This is a genomic window from Pseudoxanthomonas sp. LjRoot127 (assembly GCF_964253495.1).
Lineage (GTDB): Bacteria > Pseudomonadota > Gammaproteobacteria > Xanthomonadales > Xanthomonadaceae > Pseudoxanthomonas_A.
The window spans coordinates 3,286,694-3,306,346 of the sequence record NZ_CAXUQR020000001.1; the positions used below are offsets into that span (position 1 = coordinate 3,286,694).

Genomic DNA, 19,653 nt, shown 5'->3' on the forward strand with positions numbered 1-19,653 from the left:
TGCCCGGCACCGTTACTGGAGGTCGGGGAAGTCCTCTTCCGGCAGTGCGATGAAGGCCCAGAACGGCACGTCATCCACCGCCCAGGCCTGCGAAGCCTCGTCAAGCACGTCGAGCAGGGTGTCGAAATCCGCCTCGGCGCGGTCGCGCAGTTCATGCGCCTGCTCGAACAGGAGTACGTAGCCCGGTGCTTCCAGCCAGGACAGGTCGCGCAGGCTGTCCGACAGCGCGTCCCAGTTGCGGCCCGATGTCTGCGGGAAATCCAGCACCGTCGCGATGCGGAGCAGCAGCGCGGACTTGCCGTCGCAGCCAGACAGGTCGATGCGGCGTGCCAGCAGGCCGGCATCGCGGCCGACGGCGGCCAAGGGGCCGAGGTCGTCTTCGGTAACGAAGAACACACCGGCGCGGGCGGGATCGGTAAGGCCGGGGTCGAAACCGGAGTCGCTCATCGCGCCGCTCCGCTGCCGATCTCGAAACGCCGGAAGCTCTCGTAGTGGTCGTCGCTGTAGTAGTACTCGCGCGGAGGTTGCCCGCCGGCGACGATGCGGCGCTCGCCCCGGTGGTCCCGCCCCGGCGTGTCGACCGTGTACTCGCGGTAATAACCTCGCTCCCGGCGCGGCAGGCGTCCTTCGCGGTTCTGGAACACGCTGCCGTCCTGCCGATGCGGGAAGGGGCCGCCGCGCTGTATCAGCGCGAGCGTCTGCCGTGCTTCCGGCGGCAGGAAGGCGGGCAGCGCGTCCGCGTCGCGAGCGGACGGTGCGGGCGTCGCCGGAGGCGCGACGTCGGGCACGTTGCCGGCCAGATCGCGGGGGCGTGTGTGTTCGACCGGCGGCAGCGCCAGCACGGCGCTGGTGTGCTTCGGATCGGGAGCGGCGTCGCGGGTGGCCGTAGCGGCGGCGGGAGCCTCGTCGCGCTGGGACCACCACCACGCACCCGCGCCGAGTACGAGCAGCGCAAGGAAGGCGAAGAGGGGAAGGCGTTGGCGGTTCTGGCGGCGTGCGCGGGAACGTCGACTCATGCGTGCATCATTCCGTCAGGAAGCGGCCGCAGCCGCGGTAGGTGTTGTCGCCGACCGTCAGGATCACGGAGGCCGGATAGGTGTTGTCGCTCATGCCGTCGTTGCAGCTTTCCTTCTTCGTGACGAGCGACACGGCCCGGCCATCGCCGGTACTGCCGGCGTAACCCTCGGCCGTCCTGCGGGCCTGCGGAACGTCGACCCGCTGTTCGCCATAGTCCAGTTCGGCCTGCAGCCGGGGCATTTCACCGCCGCCGACCTCGACCGACCAGCCAGGCTCGGTGCCCAGCCCGCGGAACACGCTGCCACGCGCCTTCGCGGCATCCCAGGGCGAGCCCTGTTCCGCGGCGAGGCAGGGCACCGCAGGCCCGCCCGCAAGCGTCAGGGTAGCGTCCGTGCCCTGGCTCCAGAACGTGTTGCCTGCGGCATCGGCATACCGCGTTCCGGAAGCGCTCGTGGCATGGGGCAGGGTCAGGACCTTGCCACCGATATCCAGCGCCACCTGGTGCTTCGCGGTATCGGGGCGGACGCCGATGCGCTGGTCGCCGCACTGCCAATAGGTGGTGCCGATCGGCGGGGTCGGTTCGGCGCCTGCCTGCACCATCCGGAATTCCACGGGTGACGTCGCGCCTGGCGTGACCGGCACGCGCGTGTCGGTGACGAACCAGAGCCTGCCTTCGGCATCGCGCAGGCCGGCATGCAGGCCGTATTGCCCGTTGCGGCGGAGCTTGGAGGCGTCATAGGGCAGGGAGAAGGCGAACGGTGGGCCCTGGAGGTCGGTGAAGTCCGCACGCGCGACGATGGCGGCCGGCGTGTCGGCCAGCTGGTTGTCGATCAACTCCACGCTCAGCACCGCGCCCGGCGGTGGCGCTATCCGTTGCAGATACGTCGCCCGCCCTTCGATCACGGTCGCAGGCGGCGTCGCGGCTGGTGCGTCATCGGCGGCCGGCGCGGCAGGCGGCGACTGGCACGCTGCCAGCACCAGCAGGCAGGCGGTGGTCAGCAAAGGACGGAACATGGCGTGCTCCCCGCAGGTGATGGCCCGTCAGCTTACCGATGGCGGACGTAATGGTCCGTCAACGCGGGAAGCGTCGATACGCGGACGTTTCTCCATGCCCGGCGCATGCGCGCGTGCGCCGCCGCGGGCCCCGCGTGGGGTTGACCGTTCGGGCTGGGCTGCGCACGCTGTCTGCACCCGAGCGGAGGCCGTACATGAGCGAACCCGTCACGATCATCGGCAACTACCTGTCGCCGTACGTGCGCAAGGTGCTGGTCTGTCTCGAACTGAAGGGCATCCCGTACCGGATCGATCCCATCGCACCGTTCGTCGGCGACGAGGAATTCAGTCGCCTGAGTCCGCTCCGGCGCATCCCCGTGCTGCTGGATGGCGGGCTGGTCCTCAACGACTCCACGGTGATCTGCGAATACCTGCAGGACCGCTATCCCGACCCGTCGCTGTATCCGTCAGGCGCCGTGCCGCGGGCCCAGGCGCGTTGGCTCGAGGAATATGCGGACTCCCAGCTGGGCGACGTCATCGTCTGGCGCATGTTCTTCCAGAAAGGCGTGCGGCGCTTTCTCTTCAATGAAGGTACCGACGACGATGTCGTCCGCAAGGCCCGCGACGAAGAACTGCCCCTTGCGTTGGATTATCTGGAGTCGCAGCTGCCGGAGCGGGGCTGGATCTTCGGCGAGCTTTCGATCGCCGACATCACGCTTGCCGCCTTCTTCCGCAACGCCGTCTTCGTGCGTCATGACGTCGATGCGTCGCGGTGGCCGCGCGTGGCCGGATTGCTGGAACGCGCCTGGGCACTGCCCGCGTTCCAGACGCTGGCGACGTACGAGAACGGCATGCTGCGTACCCCGCTGGACCAGCAGCGCAGCGTACTCGCAGCGATGGGCGCACCGCTCACCGAAACGACTCTCGGCAATGCGCCGGCACGCTACGGGATGCGGCGGCTGGGCTGAGCGCGCGCCTCGCCATGCCGACGGGCTGGCGCGGATCGCGACCGCATGGCGAAAGCTCGGTGAACGTCCGTGGCCGCGCTGGCTGCAGGGTCCCGACATGCGCCGCGCCTGGAGGAGCGTCAGGGCTACGGCGCCGTGTCGATGCGCAACACCGGATACAGCTGGTAGCGCTCGTCCCATGACGGATGCCTGCGGTAGAAAAACTCCAGCCGCGCGGCGGGATCGGCCGCGAAGGCCTTGTCTTCGCGCAGCCTGCGCTCGAACTCGGCCTTGATCGCGGGGTCGCGCAGCATCTCGCGCGCGACGCTTTCGGCCACATAGTCCTCCATGTACTCCTTGCGCTCGAAGGCGTTGTTGAAACGGCCCCAGGCCAGCAGGGAATCGGGTGCCAGCGGCTCCAGCAACGCCATCACCAGGCGCGCCTTGGCCTGCGCGGTCGGAACGAACAGCGCGCCGCTGGGCGTGGTGCGCGCTTCGCGCGCCCACTCGCCCTCGACGGTCAGGCGCTGGTGCGTCTCCACGGAAGCGCTACCGAAGCTGCTCTTCGTCGCGCGGAACACCTGCGCGTCGCCCTGCCACGGCTTGCCGAGCAGGCGGTATTCCACCCCATGCGTCTTCAGGATGGGCGCGACCCAGGCGGCTTCCGCGACGGGGACCAGATAGCCGCCACGCGGCGCCTCCACGACGACGCCGGGACGGATGTCGTCCTTCAGCGGCACCTTCCAGATCTGCGGTGTTTTTTCGTCATAGCGCGTCATCAACGCGCCCGAGACGTCGGACTTCGTCCGGGTGTAGGCATAGCCACGGAAGTCGACCGTGCGGGACGTCGGGGCCGCGGCCCAGGTCAACGGCTCAGCGGTGCCGGCCAGCTGCGTGGCGGAAGCATCGGCCTGCTTCGCGGCGGCGTACCACGCAGCGCCATCACGGGCGACGTGCTCCAGCACCGAGACGATGGTATTGCGGGTGATCCGCACACGTACCGGGTACTCCTTCCAGGAATGCGTTTCCACCAGCATGCCGATGCGGTTGCGCAGCAGGAAATAGCCATGGGAGAAGCGCGGCGGCGGCACACTGTCCTCGAAGCCGGAGGTGGGATCGTCCTGCACGACGAACGAAGGGTAGTAGGGCAGCGGCAGCGACCCGTGCTTCGCCAGATCGTCGATCACGCCGCTGCGCAATGCGAGGCCGGCTTTGCGTAATCCGGCATCGCCGGCATGCACCGGCTCCACTTGGATGGAGATGTCGTGTTCGAACTGGGCACCGTTGGTCGCATGCAGGTCCACGGCGACGATCGGGTCCCAACGCTGCACCAGCTGCAGCATGGCCTGCATCTCCGGCGTGTCGGCCTTCACGTAGTCGCGGTTGAGGTTGTAGTTCTGCGCGGTGGTCCGCCAGCCCATTTCCTTCGGGCCGCGCTGGTTGGGGCGGTTCCAGGCGCCGAAACGCTCGTGGCCATCGACGTTGAACACCGGCACGAACACCCAGACCAGTTTGTCGAGGACGCCTGCGGCGGCCTTGCCTTCCAGTATCTCGCGTAGCGAGAGGAAGCCCGCATCCTTGCCATCGATCTCGCCGGCGTGGATGCCGCCTTGCACGAGCACGACGGGCAACTGGCGGCGCTGTGCCTGTTCCGGCGTGAGCGCACCGCTGGTGGAGGCGACCAGCGCCTTCATCGGCCGACCCTCCGGCGTGGTGCCGAACGTGGTGCAGCGCACGGCCTTCGGATACTGCCGCGCGAAGGCATCGCAGAGCGCGACCACTTCATCGTACCGCCCGGTGTCCACGAATCCCGAACGCTCGGACGCCGTGGTGAGGGCAGGCTGGGCCTGCGCGAGCGGCACGAGGGCCAGCAACAGCGTGGTGCAGAGCGGTCGCAGCATGGTCATATCCTGAACAGGGCAGGGCGCATGATGCCCGGCAATCGCGGTCAGTCCCAGCCCCTGTCGGACGGGCGAATGCAGGTCTGGCGGTTCGACCCGCCGCAGCCCGATACGGTAACCTTCCGGGACTCTTTCACCGGAAGATCGGATGAGCACGACCGCAGAAGCCAGCCCGGGCCGCATGCCCCGCCAGATTCCCTACATCATCGGCAACGAGGCGTGCGAACGGTTCAGCTTCTACGGGATGCGCAACATCCTGGTGCCGTTCCTGATCAGTTCGGTGCTGCTGGCGTACCTGCCCGACCAGGCGGCGCGCGAGGGTGCGGCGAAGGATCTTTTCCACAGTTTCGTCATCGGTGTCTATTTCTTCCCGCTGCTGGGCGGTTGGCTGTCGGACCGCTACTTCGGCAAATACAACACCGTCCTGTGGTTTTCGCTGATCTACTGCGCGGGCCATGCGTGCCTGGCACTGTTCGAGAGCAACGCCACAGGTTTCTATACCGGCTTGTTCCTGATTGCGCTGGGGTCTGGCGGCATCAAGCCGCTGGTGGTGACGTTCTGCGGCGACCAGTTCGACCAGACCAACAAGAGCAAGGCGAAGGTAGTCTTCGATGCGTTCTACTGGATCATCAATTTCGGTTCGTTCTTCGCCTCGCTGCTGATGCCGCTGGTGCTGCGGAGCTGGGGGCCGGCGTGGGCGTTCGGCATCCCGGGCATCCTCATGTTCATCGCAACCTTCATCTTCTGGCTCGGTCGCCACAAGTACGTGAACGTGCCGCCGTCGCGCGGCAACGATCCGGATTCGTTCCTCAACATCGTGCGTACCGCGCTGCTCGGTAACGAGCGCGGCATGGGAACGGTGGTCGCCGCCGTCGGCGTGGTGGGCGCTACGACGATGCTGTTGCTCTGGGCGCTGAAGTTTGCCGGCGTCGGTATCTGGCCCGACGCCTGGGGCTTCGTCATCACCGCCTGTCTTGCGCTGGGGGCGATCATCGCCGGCGTGGGCTTTGGCGCATCGCTGCAGTTGGAAAGTGCGCGCGGCCTGCATCCGGACGCGGCCATCGAGGGCGTCCGCTCGGTGCTGCGCATCCTCATCGTGTTCGCGTTGGTGACGCCGTTCTGGTCTTTGTTCGACCAGAAGGCGTCCACGTGGGTCATCCAGGGCAAGGCGATGGTGATTCCGCACGACCTGTGGTGGTGGCCGAGTTGGCTGGTGAAGGACGCCACGCAGATGCAGGCGCTGAACCCGCTGATGGTCATGCTGCTGATTCCGTTCAACAACCTGATGCTGTATCCGGCGCTGCGGAAGATGGGCTTCAATGTCACCGCGTTGCGCCGCATGGGCTGGGGCATCGCGATCTCCGCGCTCTCCTGGATCGTTGCCGGCATGCTGCAGCTGCAGATGGATGACGGTGAAAAGGTCTCGCTCGCATGGCAGACGCTGCCCTACCTGCTGCTGACCTTCGGCGAAGTGCTGGTGTCGGCGACGGCGCTGGAGTTCGCCTACAGCCAGGCCCCGATGGCGATGAAGGGCGTGATCATGGCGTTCTGGTACCTCACCAGCACCTTCGGCGGCTTGTGGGTGCTTCTGACGAATGCCAGCGTGCGCGACCCGGCCGTGATCGGCTGGATCCAGGGGCAGGGCTGGACCGAGAACGCGTTCCTGATGTTCTTCTTCGCGGGGTTCGCGTTCGTCGCAGCGCTGGCGTTCGCGCTGTACGCACGTACCTATCCGATGCAGGACAACTACCGCACCGCGGCCTGAGGAACCAGCATGACCGCCCCCATCACCCTGCTGCTGATCGCGGCGACCTGCGTGGTGAGCCTCATCGCGCTGCGCACGCCATCGCTGTTGATGCGACTGATCCTGTGGCCGCCGGCCATCGATCGCCACCGCCAGTACGACCGGCTGGTGACGTATGGCTTCATCCACGCCGACATCTGGCACCTGTTCTTCAACATGTTCACGCTGTTCTTCTTCGGGCGCCAGATCGAAGGCTGGATGGCCGAGCAGAAGGGGCCGTGGGTTTTCCCGCTGTTCTACTTCTCGGCACTGGTGGTGTCGATCCTGCCGACCTACCTGAAGCACCAGAAGGACCCGAATTACCGCAGCCTGGGCGCGTCCGGTGCGGTGTCGGCGGTGCTGTTCGCCTTCATCCTGCTGGCCCCCTGGGCTACGATCGGGGTGTTCTTCATTCCCATGCCGGCCATCGTGTTCGCCGTGCTGTACATCGCCTACAGCATCTGGATGGACAAGCGCGGCGGCGACAACATCAACCATGGTGCCCACCTGGCGGGTGCCGCCTACGGGGTGCTTTTCCTGGTGGTGATGGATGCGGAGGTGGTGCAACACTTCCTGCAGGAGCTCTCGCGCCCGAGCTTCGGTTAAGCCGACTTTGCGGCTTTGCTCACCTGCATTGAAGGTGGGCCATGCTATCCCGGGGTCGTGTCCCACCCGTGGAGCCGCACATGGCGACCCGCAAAGCTGTAGCGAAAAAGGCAGTCAAGAAAGTCGCAGGCAAGGCAGCGTCCAGTAAGCGCGCAAGCAAGCCCGCAAGCAAGCCCGCAAAGAAGGTCCCGGCCAAGACCTCGGCCAGGACGGTGACGGCCAAGAAGACCGCGCCCGGGAAGGCTGCGACCAAGAAGGCAGCGACCAAGAAGGCCGCGAAGCAGTCGCCGACATCTCCGGCAACGAAGAAGGCGGCACCCAACGTAGCGAAGAAGACCACAGGCAGTGCCGCCCCGAAGAAAGCGGTCAAGCAGCCAGCCAGGAAGGCGGTTTCGAAGGCGGTGAAAAAGGTCGCCGCAACAACGGTAGCGCGGCGGACGCCGAGCGTACGCAAAGGGACGACAAAGAAGGCGACCGCGCGCAAACGTGCGCCCCGGAAGATTACCCCGGCGCAGGCGCTGGCCAACGCCCGGTCGCTGCTCGAGCAGAAGCAGGCGCATGATCGGCAGCCCGCGTCATGGCAGCAATTGGACCAGGATGGGCAGGGTGCCACGGCGGCAGCGGGCTTCGTATCGAACGAGGCGGCTGACAAGGCGATGGAACTGCATGCTGCGGAAAGCCGGCTCAAAGCGATCCAGGGCAGTGCAGGCACGCAGGATCGTCGCAACCAGGGCAAACGGGATCATCGCGGCGAATAGCCAACCGCGGCAGGAATTATGGGAGGGAATGTTTCGTTCTGCCTGCTTCGACGAAGCAGGTGGGACGGGACTCCGACGCGGCAGTCACACCCGAAGGCGGACCCCTGCGCCGCGCCGGAGCACCCGATGAAGAGGTGCGGCGACTCAGTCCACCAGGGAATGCACGGCGTGTACGCCCGCCTTCTCGCTGCCGGAGTAGGCCGACATCAAGCGCTCGTACACGGCGTTGTTGAGGCGTTCGAATTCCCACGCATCGGTATGGCCGGTCACCGTGAGCTGGAACAGACCTTCCAGCAGCGTGAAATCGTTGGCGTTGGAGACGTCGGGCAGTGTGTCGATCAGGCTCATGGCGAAACTCCGAGAGGCAGGTCTATGGTCCGTACCTCGCAGCAATCGTGCCAACGTCGAAACTGCGAATCCGATCACGCTCACTGGCGCTCCTCATGCCTTTCACAAGCATGAATGTGACGCGCTGCGTCCAGTTCTGCCACGGCGCCGGCTGGGCAGTGGGTCACAATGCCATTGAGCCCCTCACCACGGAGACGCCATGACCGACGACCTGCCTGCCTTCGACCTGCATCACGATGCGGACTCCCGCCGCTTTTCCACCCGCCTGGAGGGTCACGAAGCCGAACTCGTCTATTCCCTGCGGGACGGGCGCATGGTCATCGAGCACACGGGTGTGCCGGAGGCGATCGGCGGACGGGGGATCGCGGCCGAGCTGGTCAAGGCGGCTCTGGGCCATGCAAGGACACAGGGATGGCGCGTGGTGCCTGCGTGTTCCTATTCCGCCGCGTACGTCCAGCGGCATCCCGAGTACGCCGATCTGGTGGATGCCTGATCGTGATGGAGGCTGCACGGGCGCCGCCTTAGAATGATCGCCATCACACTCGGAAGGAGCCCGAACGTGTCACTCCCCCCCTCGTCACGCCACCTTTCCCCCCACGCGATCCTGGTTCTGGTCGCCGCACTCGCACTGGCGGCCTGCCAGCGCGAAACGCCGCCGGCACCCGACGCGGCCGGCGAACCGCCGTCTCCCGTGGCCGCGTCGGCGGCCACCGCCGGAGCGCCGGTCGAACTGAAGGATGTCATCGAAAGCAACGACCGGTATGTCATCGGCATCAGCTATCCCGCGGCCGTCAATCGCCATCCCGGGCTGGCGAAGGCGCTGTCGGACTACACGGCCGCCGAGCGCGCCGAACTGATGCAGGCCGTCGACGCCTTCGGCAACGACAAGCCGTCGGCACCCTACGAGCTTTCCCTGGCATTCGAGCAGGTAGTGGATACCCCGCAGATCGTCGCGGTGGCGGCGGATGGCAGCCGCTACACGGGCGGCGCACACGGCCAGCCGCTGATCGCGCGCTTCGTCTGGTTGCCGCAGCAGGACGCGCGCCTGACTGCGGCCGCGCTGATCCCGGGCGCCAAGGGCTGGCAGGCCGTCAGCGATTACGTCCGCGAACAGCTGCACACCGCCGTGGTGAACCGTGCCGACGAGGACGAACTCCCCCCGGTGGACCGCGCCGCCCTGATCAAGAGCACGTTCCGGATGATCGACGAAGGCACCGAGCCGGACGCTGCCAACTTCAGCGAATTCGTGCCGGTGCTGGATGCGGCAGGCCGCATCACGGCCCTTCGCTTCGTCTTCCCCCCCTACCAGGTGGGCCCGTATGCCGACGGTACACAGACGGTGGACGTGCCTGCTGCCTTGCTGCTGCCGCACGTCGCCCCGGCGTACGCGGAGCTCTTCGCGCGCTGACCGACATGCCGTACGCCCGCTTCGAGCGCAGGATCGCAAACCTGTTGGCCGGAGCGGATGTGCGGATCGGGGGCGACCGCCCCTGGGATATCCGGATCCACGATCCCCGCTTCCATGCCCGGGTGCTGGGGCAGGGGTCGCTGGGATTGGGCGAAAGCTACATGGACGGCTGGTGGGACAGCGCCTCGCTCGATGGTCTGCTGTTCCGCCTGCTTGCCGCCGGCGTGGACGAACAGGTGCACGGTGCAGGGGAGCTGTTCGATGCGCTGCGCGCCCGCCTGACCAACCTGCAGTCGCCGCATCGCAGTGGCGAAGTAGGGCGCCGCCATTACGACCTCGGCAACGATCTCTACGCCGCGATGCTGGGCCGCCGCCTGGTGTACAGCTGCGGCTACTGGCGCGACGCCACCGATCTCGACGCAGCGCAGGAAGCGAAGCTGGATCTGGTCTGCCGCAAGCTCCGCCTGCTGCCCGGCATGCGGGTGCTCGACATCGGCTGTGGCTGGGGTGAAGCGCTCAAGTTCGCCGTGCAGCGCTATGGCGTGGAAGGCGTGGGGATCACGGTCTCCAGGGAGCAGGCGGCGTATGCCCGGCAGCTGTGCGCCGGATTGCCGGTCGAGATCCGCCTGCAGGACTATCGGGCGCTGCGCGAGCCCTTCGACGCGGCGTTCTCGCTGGGCATGTTCGAACACGTGGGAGTGAAGAACTACGCCACCTATTTCGACGTCGTTCGCCGTTGCCTGCCGCCGGAAGGCCTGTTCCTGCTGCATACCATCGGGGGAAACCGATCGGTGCAACGGACAGATCCCTGGATCGCGCGGTACATCTTCCCCAATTCCATGCTGCCATCGGCGGCGCAGGTAGCCGCGGCGGCGGAAGGACGGCTCGTCATCGAGGACTGGCACAACTTCGGCGCCGACTACGACCGGACGCTGCAGGCGTGGCGGGACAACGTGGAATCGGCCTGGGCATCGCTGGCCACGCGTTACGACGCCCGCTTCCGCCGGATGTGGCGGTTCTACCTGGCCGCGTCCATGGCCACGTTCCGCAGCCGCCGCTCGCAGCTGTGGCAGCTGGTGCTTTCGCCACGCGGCGTACCTGGCGGTTACATCGCGCCACGTTGAGCGGACACGCAAACGAAAAGAGCAGGCCGGGGCCTGCTCTTCAGCGTGCGGTAGCGACCGGCGTCAGGCGGAGGGCGCGGAAGGCAGTTCGCGCGCGTTGAAGATGCGCTCGATGACCTCGGCCAGTTCGTCTTCCGAGAACGGCTTGGTCAGATAGGCCTTGGCGCCCTGGCGAAGGCCCCACATGCGGTCCGTATCCTGGTCCTTGGTGGTCACCAGGATCACCGGAATGTGCTTGGTGGTGGCCTCGCGGCTCAGCGTGCGCGTGGCCTGGAACCCGTTGAGGTTCGGCATCACCACGTCCATCAGCACCATGTCGGGCAGCTCGCGCTTGGCGACTTCCACGCCCGCGGCGCCGTCCTCGGCGGTGATGGATTCGTGCCCCAGTTTCTCGACGATGCGCTGGATGCCCAGCAGTTGCGACGGTGAATCGTCGACGATCAGAATCTTTGCCATGGATGTCCCCAGTGTTCCCCGACACCGATTTTAGACCTTGTCCGTGACAACACAATGGGCTGGGCGGCCAACGGACAACGTCCGTCGCGCCGCCGATGCCGTTCATCCCATTCGTACCAGCGTGCGTCCGAACGAGCGCCCGTCCAGCATGGTGCGGAACACCTCCGGCAACCCTTCCAGCGTGGTTTCGCGGGTGCAGATGGTCTCCAGGTGCCGCGGCTTCCAGTCGCTGGCGAGGTGCTGCCAGACCTGTTCGCGAATGTCGCGCGCGGTGCCGGCCGATGCCACGCCGAGCAGCGATACGCCCCGAATTATGAAGGGCATCACAGTTATGGGCAGGTCGGCACTCGCGGCAAGACCGGCGCTCGCCACGTTGCCATACGGCGTGGTCTGCGCCAGCAGGCTGGCGAGCATGGGGCCACCGACGTTGTCGAGTCCGCCGCCGAAGCGCGCGGATTCCATCGGGCGCGCCGTCGCGAGCGCATCGCGACCCAGTACCTCGGTGGCGCCGATCGACGTCAGGTAGGCCGCGTTCTCGGGCTTGCCACTGATGGCGTGCACCTCGAACCCGGCCCTGCTGAAGATATCGACGGCCAGTGAGCCGACGCCGCCGGTGGCACCGGTGACCGCGAGCGGACCGAGATCGGGCGTCTGGCGGTTTTCCCGCATGCGATACAGCGCCAGTGCGGCCGTGAACCCTGCCGTGCCCAGGATCATGCTTTCGCGCAGGCTCAGGCCGGTGGGCAGGGGAATGACCCACTTGGCATCGAGACGCGCGTAGTCGGCGTAGCCGCCGTCGCGGGTTTCGCTGAGTCCCGACCCGGTCACCAGTACCGCATCGCCCTCCTTGAAGGCGGGATCGGTGGAGGCCACCACGTGGCCGGCCACGTCGATGCCGCCGACCAGCGGGAAGCGACGCAGGATCTTGCCTTCGCCTGTGCCGGCGAGCGCATCCTTGTAGTTGACCGATGAGTAGGCGGTCTTGATGACCACTTCACCCGGATTCAATCCGTCGAGCGCGATGGCTTCAATGCCGCTGCGGTAGCCGGTGTCGTCGTTGTGGATGCGGAAGGCTTTGAAGGCGTTGGAAGGCAGGGTCATGCGTGTGCTCCGTCATCCCGGCGAAAGCCGGGACCCAGTGACCTGGATTTTGCGGTCATTGCCGGATAAATGCCAAAGCGTCGACATGCGACTTTGGTCAGCCATGCGGGCTCATGCGATTCCGCCATACAGGTCAAGCCAGTACGGATTCGTGTCCTCGATGAGCCTGAGTTTCCATTCGCGCTTCCACTCTTTCAGGGCTTTCTCCCGCGCGATGGCAGACGGCATCGTGTCGTGCGACTCGTACCAGACCAACGTGTGGACGCGGTAGCGGCGAGTGAAGCCTGAGACCTGGTCGTTCTTGTGCTGCCAAACGCGTGAAGCCAGATCGGAGGTAACGCCGATATAGAGCGTTCCATTGCGTTGGCTCGCTAGGATGTAAACGCAGGGATTGCGCTGTCGCATCGGGCACTCCTTGCCCTGTTTGGTCCCGACGCGATCCTGCTCTCTTGCACGTTTCACTTTCAAGTGAGAGTCGCTGGGTCCCGGCTTTCGCCGGGATGACGGCATACAAAGCATCCGTCCAGGCCGACAGGCTCGACGCTGGAGCGACAGTGGACTGGTTCTCTGCCTGCGATCTCTCCCGTCATCCCGGCGAAAGCCGGGATCCAGTGACTGATCAGGTCAACCCGGACGGCAGATCAATTCACTTCGAAAAGAGCGCTCCGCTCAACGCAACGACTTGCGCCGTTTCTCGTCCATCCACTTGTCCGCCTGCGCCGGCGAATAGGCGCGCATCCAGGCGACCATCGCATCGAGGTCGTCGCCGTGCCAGAGGTCGTTGCGCTGTTCCGGGTGCAGGAAGCGCTCTTCGACCATGCGGTCGATCATGCCCATCAGCGGTGTATAGAAACCTTCGACATCGAGGAAGGCGCAGGGCTTGTCGCCGATGCCGAGCTGGCGCCAGGTCAGCATTTCGAACATCTCGTCCAGCGTGCCGAAACCGCCGGGCAGGGCGACGAAGGCGTCGGACAGGTCGAACATGCGCTTCTTGCGCTCGTGCATGTTGGCCACCACCTCCAGACGGGTCAGGCCCTTGTGCGCCACTTCCCAGTTAACCAGCTGCTCGGGGATCACGCCGGTGACCTCGCCGCCAGCGGCGAGCACCGCGTCGGCCACGATGCCCATCAGTCCGACGTTGCCGCCGCCGTAGACCAGCTGCAGTCCCTCCTTGGCGATGCGGTCGCCCAGCGCGATGGCGCGCTCGGTGTAAGCCGGCTTGTTGCCGGCGTTGGAGCCGCAGTAGACGCAAATGCTCTTCATGTCGGGTGTCCTGTGTTGCCTGTTGTCTGAAACGCAAAACGCCAGGCTTCGCCTGGCGCATGCGGATCACGGCGACGGCCTCGCCGCCGTGCGGGCCTCAATTGGCCTTGTGGATCGCGCGCTTGTGCACGGCCATCGCGGCATCGTGCACCGCTTCCGACAGCGACGGGTGCGCATGGCAGATGCGGGCCAGATCGTCCGCGGAGCCCTTGAACTCCATGGTGAGCACGCCTTCGTGCACCAGCTCGGACACGTTGGCGCCGACCAGGTGCATGCCCAGCACGCGATCGGTTTCTGCGTCCGCGATGACCTTCACGAAGCCGCTCGGCTCCGCCATCGCCACGGCGCGGCCCACGGCGGCAAACGGGAAGGAGCCGGCCTTGTACGCCACGCCCTCGGCCTTGAGCTGCTGTTCGGTCTTGCCCACCCAGGCGATCTCGGGAGAGGTGTAGATGACCCACGGAATGGTGTCGAAGTTGACATGCCCCGGCAGGCCGGCGATCAGCTCGGCGACCGCGATGCCTTCCTCGAAGCCCTTGTGCGCCAGCATCGGTCCGCGCACGCAATCGCCGATCGCCCACACGCCGTCGACGCCGGTGTGGCAGTGGGCGTCCACTTCCACCTGGCCGCGTTCGTTGAGCTTGACGCCGGTGCCCTCGGCCAGCAGGCCCTTGCTCGCGGCGCGGCGGCCCACCGCGACAAGTAGCTTGTCTACGGTCAGCGTCTTCTCGCCTTCGGCGTCGCTGTAGGTGACCACGACTTCCTTCTTCTTGCCCTTGCCCGTGACTTCGGTCTTCGACACCTTGGCGCCAAGACGGATATCGAGGCCCTGCTTCTTGAACTCGCGCGCGGCGACTTTCGACACTTCACTGTCGGCGACGGCAAGGAAATCGGGCAGGGCTTCGAGGATGGTGACCTCGGAGCCGAGACGCTTCCACACGCTGCCCAGTTCCAGGCCGATCACGCCGGCGCCGATCACGGCGAGGCGCTTCGGCACTTCGGTGAAGTCCAGCGCGCCGACGTTGTCGACGATGGTCTCGCCATCGAACTTGGCGAACGGCAGTTCGATCGAATCCGAACCGGCGGCGATGATGACGTTGGTGCCCTTGAGCTCCACGTCGCTGCCGTCGTGCTGCTTCACCTTGACGACGTTGCCCGGCTGCAGCTGGCCGAAGCCGTAGTAGGCCGTCACCTTGTTGGCCTTGAACAACTGCGCGATGCCGCCGGTGAACTGCTTCACGATCGCGTCCTTGCGGCCGACCATGGTGCCGACGTCGATCTTCGCGTCCTTGACGCTGATCCCGTGCTGCTCGAACTGGTGGGTCAGGTTGTGGTACTGGTGCGAGGAATCCAGCAGCGCCTTGGAGGGGATGCAGCCCACGCGCAGGCAGGTACCGCCGAGCGCGGGCTTGCCGTCCTTGCCCAGCGCGGCGTCGATGCACGCGACCTTCATGCCCAGCTGTGCGGCGCGGATGGCGGCGTGGTAGCCGGCGGGACCGGCACCGATGACGACGACGTCGAATTGTTCAGCCATTTCAGTGTCCTTTGCCTTTCCCTTCTCCCCTCGGGAGAAGGTGCCCGAAGGGCGGATGAGGGGCGATGGAGTGGGAGACTCCAAATCAGAGGTGAGGCTGCCGCGTTTTGTCGCGAGGCCAGAGGGCGTGACTCCGTTGCCCCTCACCCCAACCCCTCTCCCGATGGGAGAGGGGCTAGGTGCATCACATGCCGAGAAGCATGCGGTGCGGGTTTTCCAGCTGGTTCTTGATGTCGACCAGGAACAGCACCGCGTCCTTGCCGTCGATGATGCGGTGGTCGTAGGACAGCGCGATGTACATCATCGGCGCGGCAATGACCTGGCCGTTCTCGACGATGGCGCGGTCCTTGATGGCGTGCATGCCCAGGATGGCGCTCTGCGGCGGATTGACGATCGGCGTGGACATCAACGAACCGAAGGTGCCGCCGTTGGTGATCGTGAAGGTGCCGCCCTGCAGGTCTTCCAGGCCCAGCTTGCCGTCGCGCGCCTTCTTGGCGTAATCGGCGATGCCCTTCTCGATGTCGCCGAAGCCCATGCGCTCGACATTGCGCAGCACCGGCGTGACCAGGCCCTTCTCGGTGGAGACGGCGATCGAGATGTCGGCATAGCCGTGGTAGATGATGTCGTTGCCATCGACCGACGCATTGACGATCGGGTGGCGCTGCAGCGCGTTGGCGGCGGCCTTGGCGAAGAAGCTCATGAAGCCGAGCTTGATGCCGTTGGCCTTCACGAAGTCGTCCTGCAGTTCCTTGCGCATCTCCATGACCTTGCCCAGGTTGACCTCGTTGAACGAGGTCAGCATGGCGATGGAGTTCTTGGACTGCATCAGGCGCTCGGCGATGCGGGTGCGGATGCGGGTCATCGGCACGCGCTCTTCGGGACGCGCGCCACCGGACACGCCCGCGGTCTTGCCGCTGGCGTAGTTGACCAGGTCTTCCTTGGTCACGGCGCCGCGGCGACCGGTGCCTTCCACGGCGGCCGGATCGATGCCCTGGGTGATGGCGGTGAAGCGCGCACCCGGCGGCAGCGCGTCGGCGCCGGCCGGGGCAGGCTTGGTGCTGGACGGTGCAGCGGCGTCGGCCTTGGCGGCTTCGGCCTTCGGCTGTACTTCCTGGGCGCCAGCGGCCGGCTTCTTCTCTTCGGCGGCGGCGGGAGCGGGCGCAGCGGCGGCCGCACCTTCCTCGATGATCGCCAGCAGCTGCTGGCTGGTCACCGTGTCGCCTTCCTTGAACTTGATTTCCTTCAGCACGCCGTCGACGGGCGAGGGGACTTCCAGCACGACCTTGTCGGTCTCCAGATCCATCAGGTTCTCGTCGCGCTTGACCGCGTCGCCGGCCTTCTTGTGCCATGCGGCGATGGTGGCATCGGAGACGGACTCGGGCAGAACCGGAACTTTGACTTCAGTGGCCATGGGATGGGACGTCCTGGTGATGGTGTTCGATGAAGAAGGGAGGGCTCATTCGGCGACGTTGTCGTTGCCGAGCTTGTTGACCAGTGCGTCGGCGACCAGCTTCAGCTGTTCCTCGACGTGCTCGGCGAAATGGCCGGCGGCGGGCGAGGGCGAACGCGTACGGCCTGCATAATGCAGCGACTGCTTGTCGGTGAGGCAGGCCTGCAGGTGGTGCTTGATCTGGTACCACGCGCCCTGGTTCTGCGGTTCTTCCTGGCACCACACGACTTCGGTGGCCTTGCCGTAGCGCTTGAGCTCGGCGGCCAGTTGCTCGCGCGGGAACGGATAAAGCTGCTCTACGCGCACCAGCGCCACGTCGTCCTGGCCGCGCTTCTGCGCATCTTCCAGCAGGTCGTAATAGACCTTGCCCGAACATACGACGACGCGCTTGACCTTCTTGGCGTCGGCGGTGGCGTCGGGGATCAGGTGCTGGAACTCGCCATTGGCCAGTTCGTCCAGCGTGGACACGGCCAGCTTGTGGCGAAGCAGCGACTTCGGCGTCATCACCACCAGCGGCTTGCGGGTGGTCATGCGCATCTGCCGGCGCAGCATGTGGTACGCCTGCGCGGGCGTGGTCGGCACGCAGACCAGCATGTTCTCGAGCGCGCACAGCTGCAGGAAGCGCTCCAGGCGTGCGGAACTGTGTTCCGGGCCCTGGCCCTCGTAGCCGTGCGGCAGCAGCAGCGTCAGGCCGCTGATGCGGCCCCACTTGGCCTCGCCGGCGGCGATGAACTGGTCGATGACCACCTGTGCGCCGTTCGCGAAGTCGCCGAACTGCGCTTCCCAGATGCACAGCGTGTTGGGATCGGTGGTCGAGAAGCCGTATTCGAAGGCCATCACCGCTTCTTCGCTCAGCAGCGAGTCGATGATGGTGGCCTGCTCGGGCTGTTCCACCAGCTGGCGCAGCGGCAGGTAATAGCTGTCGGTCTTCTGGTCGTGCAGGATCGCGTGGCGATGGAAGAACGTGCCGCGCCCAGCGTCCTGGCCCACCAGGCGCAGGCCGTTGCCTTCGGCCAGCAGCGTCGCGTAGGCGAGGTTCTCGGCGAAGCCCCAGTCCGCGGGTTGCTCGCCGGCGGCCATCTTCACGCGGTCTTCGTAGATCTTGGCCACGCGCGGGTGCAGGGCGACGCCAGCGGGAATCGTGGTGATGATCTTGGCCAGCGAATCGAGGGACTTGCGCTTGACCTTGGTATCGACCGGATCGCTGAGCTTGCCGGAGAGGTACTTGGACCAGTCGATCGCCAGCTCGTCGTCCTTCTGCTTGGCGAGTTCGGTGGTGTATTCGCCCGAGTCCAGCTTGTCGCGATAGGCGTCGGCCAGCGCCTTGCCGCCTTCGGCCGGGATGACGCCGGCGCCTTCCAGCTTGGCGGCGTACATCTCGCGCGTGGTCGCGTGCTTGCGGATGGTCTGGTACATCACCGGCTGGGTCGCGGCCGGCTCATCGGCTTCGTTGTGCCCGTGGCGGCGGTAGCACACCAGGTCGATGACCACGTCCTTCTTGAACTGCTGGCGGAAGTCGTAGGCCAGCTGCGCCACGAACACCACCGCTTCCGGGTCGTCGCCATTCACGTGGAAGACCGGTGCGCCGACCATCTTGGCGACGTCGGTGCAGTACAGCGTGGAGCGCGCATCTTCCTTGTTGCTGGTGGTGAAGCCGATCTGGTTGTTGATGACGATGTGCAGCGTGCCGCCGACGGCGAATCCGCGCGCCTGCGACATCTGGAACAGCTCCATCACCACGCCCTGGCCGGCGAACGCGGCGTCGCCGTGCATGATGATCGGCAGCACCGCCTGGCGTGCGGCGTCGTTGCGGCGCTCCTGGCGCGAACGGACGCTGCCGGCCACGACCGGGTCGACGATCTCGAGGTGCGACGGGTTGAACGCGAGCGCCAGGTGGACCGGGCCGCCCGGCGTGGCGATGTCGGCGGAGAAGCCCATGTGGTACTTCACGTCGCCGGCGTGCGCCAGGTTGTTGTCGTGTTCGAACTTGCCCTCGAACTCGTCGAAGAGCTTGCGCGGGCTCTTGCCCAGCGTGTTGACCAGCACATTGAGGCGGCCGCGGTGGGCCATGCCGACCACGATGTCCTTGACCCCGCCTTCGCCGGCACTGCGGATCATGGTGTCGAGCAGCGGGATGAGCGCATCGCCGCCTTCCAGCGAGAAGCGCTTCTGGCCCACGTACTTGGTGTGCAGGTAGCGCTCGAGGCCTTCGGCCGCGGTCAGGCGCTCCAGGGTGCGGCGCTTGGCGTCGTCGGACAGGCCGAACTGGCCGCCGGCGGTCTCCAGCCGCTGGTACAGCCACTGGCGCTGGTCGACTTCCGAGATATGCATGAACTCGACGCCGATGGGGCCGGTGTAGGCCGCCTTCAGGCGCGCCAGCAGGTCGCGGAGTTTCATGCGCGAGTTGCCGCCGACGTTGCCGGTGCTGAATTCGCTGTCGAGGTCCTTGTCGGACAGGTTGTGGAAGGACAGGTCCAGGTCCGGGGGATTGACCGGCGGGGTCAGGCCGAGCGGGTCCAACTGGGCCCCCAGGTGGCCGCGCGACCGGTACGCCGTGATGAGGCGGCCGATGTTGCGCTCACGTTCATCGCCGCCGGCGGCGACGACATGCCCGTTGTTGGCAGCCTGGCGGGCGGCCTCGGTGATCTGCTGGATCACGACCGAATGCGGGACATCCCCCGCCTCGTGGCCCTTGAATCCGTCGAAGTAGGCCTTCCACTTGGGGCCCACGCTGTCCGGGGCGACGAGATACTGCTCGTACAGGTCTTCGACGTAGGAGGCATTGCCTCCGTTGAGCTGCGAGGATTGCGCGAACTGCTTCAGGAGATTGTCCACGATGGGGTTCGGTGGGGTAGTCGAGGGGCGCTTGCGGTCCATGTCGCGCGATGTCCCACGGACATGGACGAAAACCCGGAAATTATACCCCCATGCCGGGAAGGGGGCGTAACCGGATTGGACTAAAGA

At 66.1% G+C, this 19,653-nt stretch carries 19 protein-coding genes; 7 read left to right on the forward strand and 12 right to left on the reverse strand.

Annotation, left to right across the window (positions count from 1 at the left end; all coding sequences use genetic code 11):
• Positions 1-12 precede the first annotated feature (12 nt).
• Genes ACSQ19_RS15460 through ACSQ19_RS15470 form a run of 3 tightly spaced genes read right to left on the reverse strand, consistent with a single transcriptional unit; the run spans position 13 to position 2,031 of the window.
• The gene (locus ACSQ19_RS15460; RefSeq protein ID WP_299342332.1) at positions 13-447 is read right to left on the reverse strand and encodes a barstar family protein; all 435 of its coding nucleotides are present in this window, start codon (positions 445-447) and stop codon (positions 13-15) included.
• On the reverse strand, positions 444-1,016 hold the full coding sequence (locus ACSQ19_RS15465) for a ribonuclease domain-containing protein (protein WP_435998184.1): 573 nt from the start codon (positions 1,014-1,016) through the stop codon (positions 444-446). Before ACSQ19_RS15465 ends, ACSQ19_RS15460 begins: the two co-directional genes overlap by 4 nt.
• Positions 1,017-1,023: 7 nt before the next feature.
• Positions 1,024-2,031, reverse strand: coding sequence for a YbaY family lipoprotein (locus ACSQ19_RS15470; protein ID WP_435998186.1), 1,008 nt, complete (start codon positions 2,029-2,031; stop codon positions 1,024-1,026).
• Positions 2,032-2,225: 194 nt separating this feature from the next.
• Here ACSQ19_RS15470 and ACSQ19_RS15475 point away from each other — a divergent pair, with 194 nt between their 5' ends.
• Positions 2,226-2,978 carry a glutathione S-transferase family protein gene (locus ACSQ19_RS15475; protein ID WP_435998188.1) on the forward strand — a complete coding sequence of 251 codons (753 nt, stop codon included), beginning with the start codon at positions 2,226-2,228 and terminating at the stop codon, positions 2,976-2,978.
• 125 nt (positions 2,979-3,103) lie between these two features.
• Here the strand turns inward: ACSQ19_RS15475 and ACSQ19_RS15480 are convergent, their stop codons facing one another.
• Positions 3,104-4,864: a M14 family metallopeptidase gene (locus tag ACSQ19_RS15480; protein ID WP_435998190.1), complete on the reverse strand. Its 1,761-nt coding sequence runs from the start codon at positions 4,862-4,864 to the stop codon at positions 3,104-3,106.
• 142 nt (positions 4,865-5,006) lie between these two features.
• Here ACSQ19_RS15480 and ACSQ19_RS15485 point away from each other — a divergent pair, with 142 nt between their 5' ends.
• The 3 genes from ACSQ19_RS15485 to ACSQ19_RS15495 all read left to right on the forward strand — a co-directional run bounded on the left by ACSQ19_RS15485 (position 5,007) and on the right by ACSQ19_RS15495 (position 8,005).
• Complete coding sequence (locus ACSQ19_RS15485) at positions 5,007-6,623, forward strand: POT-type proton-dependent oligopeptide transporter (RefSeq protein ID WP_435998192.1); 1,617 nt, start codon at positions 5,007-5,009, stop codon at positions 6,621-6,623.
• A gap of 9 nt (positions 6,624-6,632) precedes the next feature.
• The gene (locus ACSQ19_RS15490) at positions 6,633-7,247 is read left to right on the forward strand and encodes a rhomboid family intramembrane serine protease (protein WP_296278233.1); all 615 of its coding nucleotides are present in this window, start codon (positions 6,633-6,635) and stop codon (positions 7,245-7,247) included.
• Between the two features lie 80 nt (positions 7,248-7,327).
• Entirely contained in the window at positions 7,328-8,005 is a 678-nt protein-coding gene (locus ACSQ19_RS15495) for a histone (RefSeq protein ID WP_435998195.1), read from the forward strand.
• Between the two features lie 144 nt (positions 8,006-8,149).
• Here the strand turns inward: ACSQ19_RS15495 and ACSQ19_RS15500 are convergent, their stop codons facing one another.
• Positions 8,150-8,353 carry a hypothetical protein gene (locus ACSQ19_RS15500; RefSeq protein ID WP_435998197.1) on the reverse strand — a complete coding sequence of 68 codons (204 nt, stop codon included), beginning with the start codon at positions 8,351-8,353 and terminating at the stop codon, positions 8,150-8,152.
• 199 nt (positions 8,354-8,552) lie between these two features.
• Between ACSQ19_RS15500 and ACSQ19_RS15505 the strand changes: the two genes are divergently transcribed.
• The 3 genes from ACSQ19_RS15505 (at position 8,553) to cfa (ending at position 10,885) form a co-directional block, all read left to right on the forward strand.
• Positions 8,553-8,846: a GNAT family N-acetyltransferase gene (locus ACSQ19_RS15505; protein ID WP_435998199.1), complete on the forward strand. Its 294-nt coding sequence runs from the start codon at positions 8,553-8,555 to the stop codon at positions 8,844-8,846.
• Between the two features lie 66 nt (positions 8,847-8,912).
• Entirely contained in the window at positions 8,913-9,761 is an 849-nt protein-coding gene (locus tag ACSQ19_RS15510; protein ID WP_435998201.1) for a DUF3298 and DUF4163 domain-containing protein, read from the forward strand.
• Between the two features lie 5 nt (positions 9,762-9,766).
• Positions 9,767-10,885: a cyclopropane fatty acyl phospholipid synthase gene (gene cfa, locus ACSQ19_RS15515; protein WP_435998203.1), complete on the forward strand. Its 1,119-nt coding sequence runs from the start codon at positions 9,767-9,769 to the stop codon at positions 10,883-10,885.
• A 63-nt stretch (positions 10,886-10,948) separates the two neighbouring features.
• On the opposite strand, the gene pilH is transcribed toward cfa, so the two are convergent.
• From pilH to ACSQ19_RS15550, 7 genes are all read right to left on the reverse strand, one after another.
• Positions 10,949-11,341 (reverse strand): twitching motility response regulator PilH, encoded by a 393-nt coding sequence (pilH, locus tag ACSQ19_RS15520; protein ID WP_055942820.1) that lies wholly within the window; start codon positions 11,339-11,341, stop codon positions 10,949-10,951.
• A 102-nt stretch (positions 11,342-11,443) separates the two neighbouring features.
• Positions 11,444-12,442, reverse strand: a complete 999-nt coding sequence (locus tag ACSQ19_RS15525; RefSeq protein WP_435998205.1) for a YhdH/YhfP family quinone oxidoreductase — start codon at positions 12,440-12,442, stop codon at positions 11,444-11,446.
• 111 nt (positions 12,443-12,553) lie between these two features.
• Positions 12,554-12,847 (reverse strand): GIY-YIG nuclease family protein, encoded by a 294-nt coding sequence (locus tag ACSQ19_RS15530; protein WP_296278304.1) that lies wholly within the window; start codon positions 12,845-12,847, stop codon positions 12,554-12,556.
• A 264-nt stretch (positions 12,848-13,111) separates the two neighbouring features.
• Complete coding sequence (locus ACSQ19_RS15535; protein WP_299342363.1) at positions 13,112-13,705, reverse strand: TIGR00730 family Rossman fold protein; 594 nt, start codon at positions 13,703-13,705, stop codon at positions 13,112-13,114.
• Between the two features lie 97 nt (positions 13,706-13,802).
• Entirely contained in the window at positions 13,803-15,239 is a 1,437-nt protein-coding gene (lpdA, locus tag ACSQ19_RS15540) for a dihydrolipoyl dehydrogenase (RefSeq protein WP_435998208.1), read from the reverse strand.
• Positions 15,240-15,423: 184 nt separating this feature from the next.
• Positions 15,424-16,650, reverse strand: coding sequence for a dihydrolipoyllysine-residue succinyltransferase (gene sucB, locus ACSQ19_RS15545; protein WP_435998210.1), 1,227 nt, complete (start codon positions 16,648-16,650; stop codon positions 15,424-15,426).
• Positions 16,651-16,695: 45 nt separating this feature from the next.
• Complete coding sequence (locus tag ACSQ19_RS15550; RefSeq protein ID WP_435998212.1) at positions 16,696-19,524, reverse strand: 2-oxoglutarate dehydrogenase E1 component; 2,829 nt, start codon at positions 19,522-19,524, stop codon at positions 16,696-16,698.
• Positions 19,525-19,653: the final 129 nt, after the last annotated feature.

Excerpts from the sequence above, each read along its gene's own strand:
- ACSQ19_RS15460 (WP_299342332.1), bottom strand. The coding sequence starts at position 447 with ATGAGCGACTCCGGTTTCGACCCCGGCCTTACCGATCCCGCCCGCGCC.
- ACSQ19_RS15465 (WP_435998184.1), bottom strand. The coding sequence starts at position 1,016 with ATGAGTCGACGTTCCCGCGCACGCCGCCAGAACCGCCAACGCCTTCCC.
- ACSQ19_RS15470 (WP_435998186.1), bottom strand. The coding sequence starts at position 2,031 with ATGTTCCGTCCTTTGCTGACCACCGCCTGCCTGCTGGTGCTGGCAGCG.
- ACSQ19_RS15475 (WP_435998188.1), top strand. The coding sequence starts at position 2,226 with ATGAGCGAACCCGTCACGATCATCGGCAACTACCTGTCGCCGTACGTG.
- ACSQ19_RS15480 (WP_435998190.1), bottom strand. The coding sequence starts at position 4,864 with ATGACCATGCTGCGACCGCTCTGCACCACGCTGTTGCTGGCCCTCGTG.
- ACSQ19_RS15485 (WP_435998192.1), top strand. The coding sequence starts at position 5,007 with ATGAGCACGACCGCAGAAGCCAGCCCGGGCCGCATGCCCCGCCAGATT.
- ACSQ19_RS15490 (WP_296278233.1), top strand. The coding sequence starts at position 6,633 with ATGACCGCCCCCATCACCCTGCTGCTGATCGCGGCGACCTGCGTGGTG.
- ACSQ19_RS15495 (WP_435998195.1), top strand. The coding sequence starts at position 7,328 with ATGGCGACCCGCAAAGCTGTAGCGAAAAAGGCAGTCAAGAAAGTCGCA.
- ACSQ19_RS15500 (WP_435998197.1), bottom strand. The coding sequence starts at position 8,353 with ATGAGCCTGATCGACACACTGCCCGACGTCTCCAACGCCAACGATTTC.
- ACSQ19_RS15505 (WP_435998199.1), top strand. The coding sequence starts at position 8,553 with ATGACCGACGACCTGCCTGCCTTCGACCTGCATCACGATGCGGACTCC.
- cfa (WP_435998203.1), top strand. The coding sequence starts at position 9,767 with ATGCCGTACGCCCGCTTCGAGCGCAGGATCGCAAACCTGTTGGCCGGA.
- pilH (WP_055942820.1), bottom strand. The coding sequence starts at position 11,341 with ATGGCAAAGATTCTGATCGTCGACGATTCACCGTCGCAACTGCTGGGC.
- ACSQ19_RS15525 (WP_435998205.1), bottom strand. The coding sequence starts at position 12,442 with ATGACCCTGCCTTCCAACGCCTTCAAAGCCTTCCGCATCCACAACGAC.
- ACSQ19_RS15530 (WP_296278304.1), bottom strand. The coding sequence starts at position 12,847 with ATGCGACAGCGCAATCCCTGCGTTTACATCCTAGCGAGCCAACGCAAT.
- ACSQ19_RS15535 (WP_299342363.1), bottom strand. The coding sequence starts at position 13,705 with ATGAAGAGCATTTGCGTCTACTGCGGCTCCAACGCCGGCAACAAGCCG.
- lpdA (WP_435998208.1), bottom strand. The coding sequence starts at position 15,239 with ATGGCTGAACAATTCGACGTCGTCGTCATCGGTGCCGGTCCCGCCGGC.
- sucB (WP_435998210.1), bottom strand. The coding sequence starts at position 16,650 with ATGGCCACTGAAGTCAAAGTTCCGGTTCTGCCCGAGTCCGTCTCCGAT.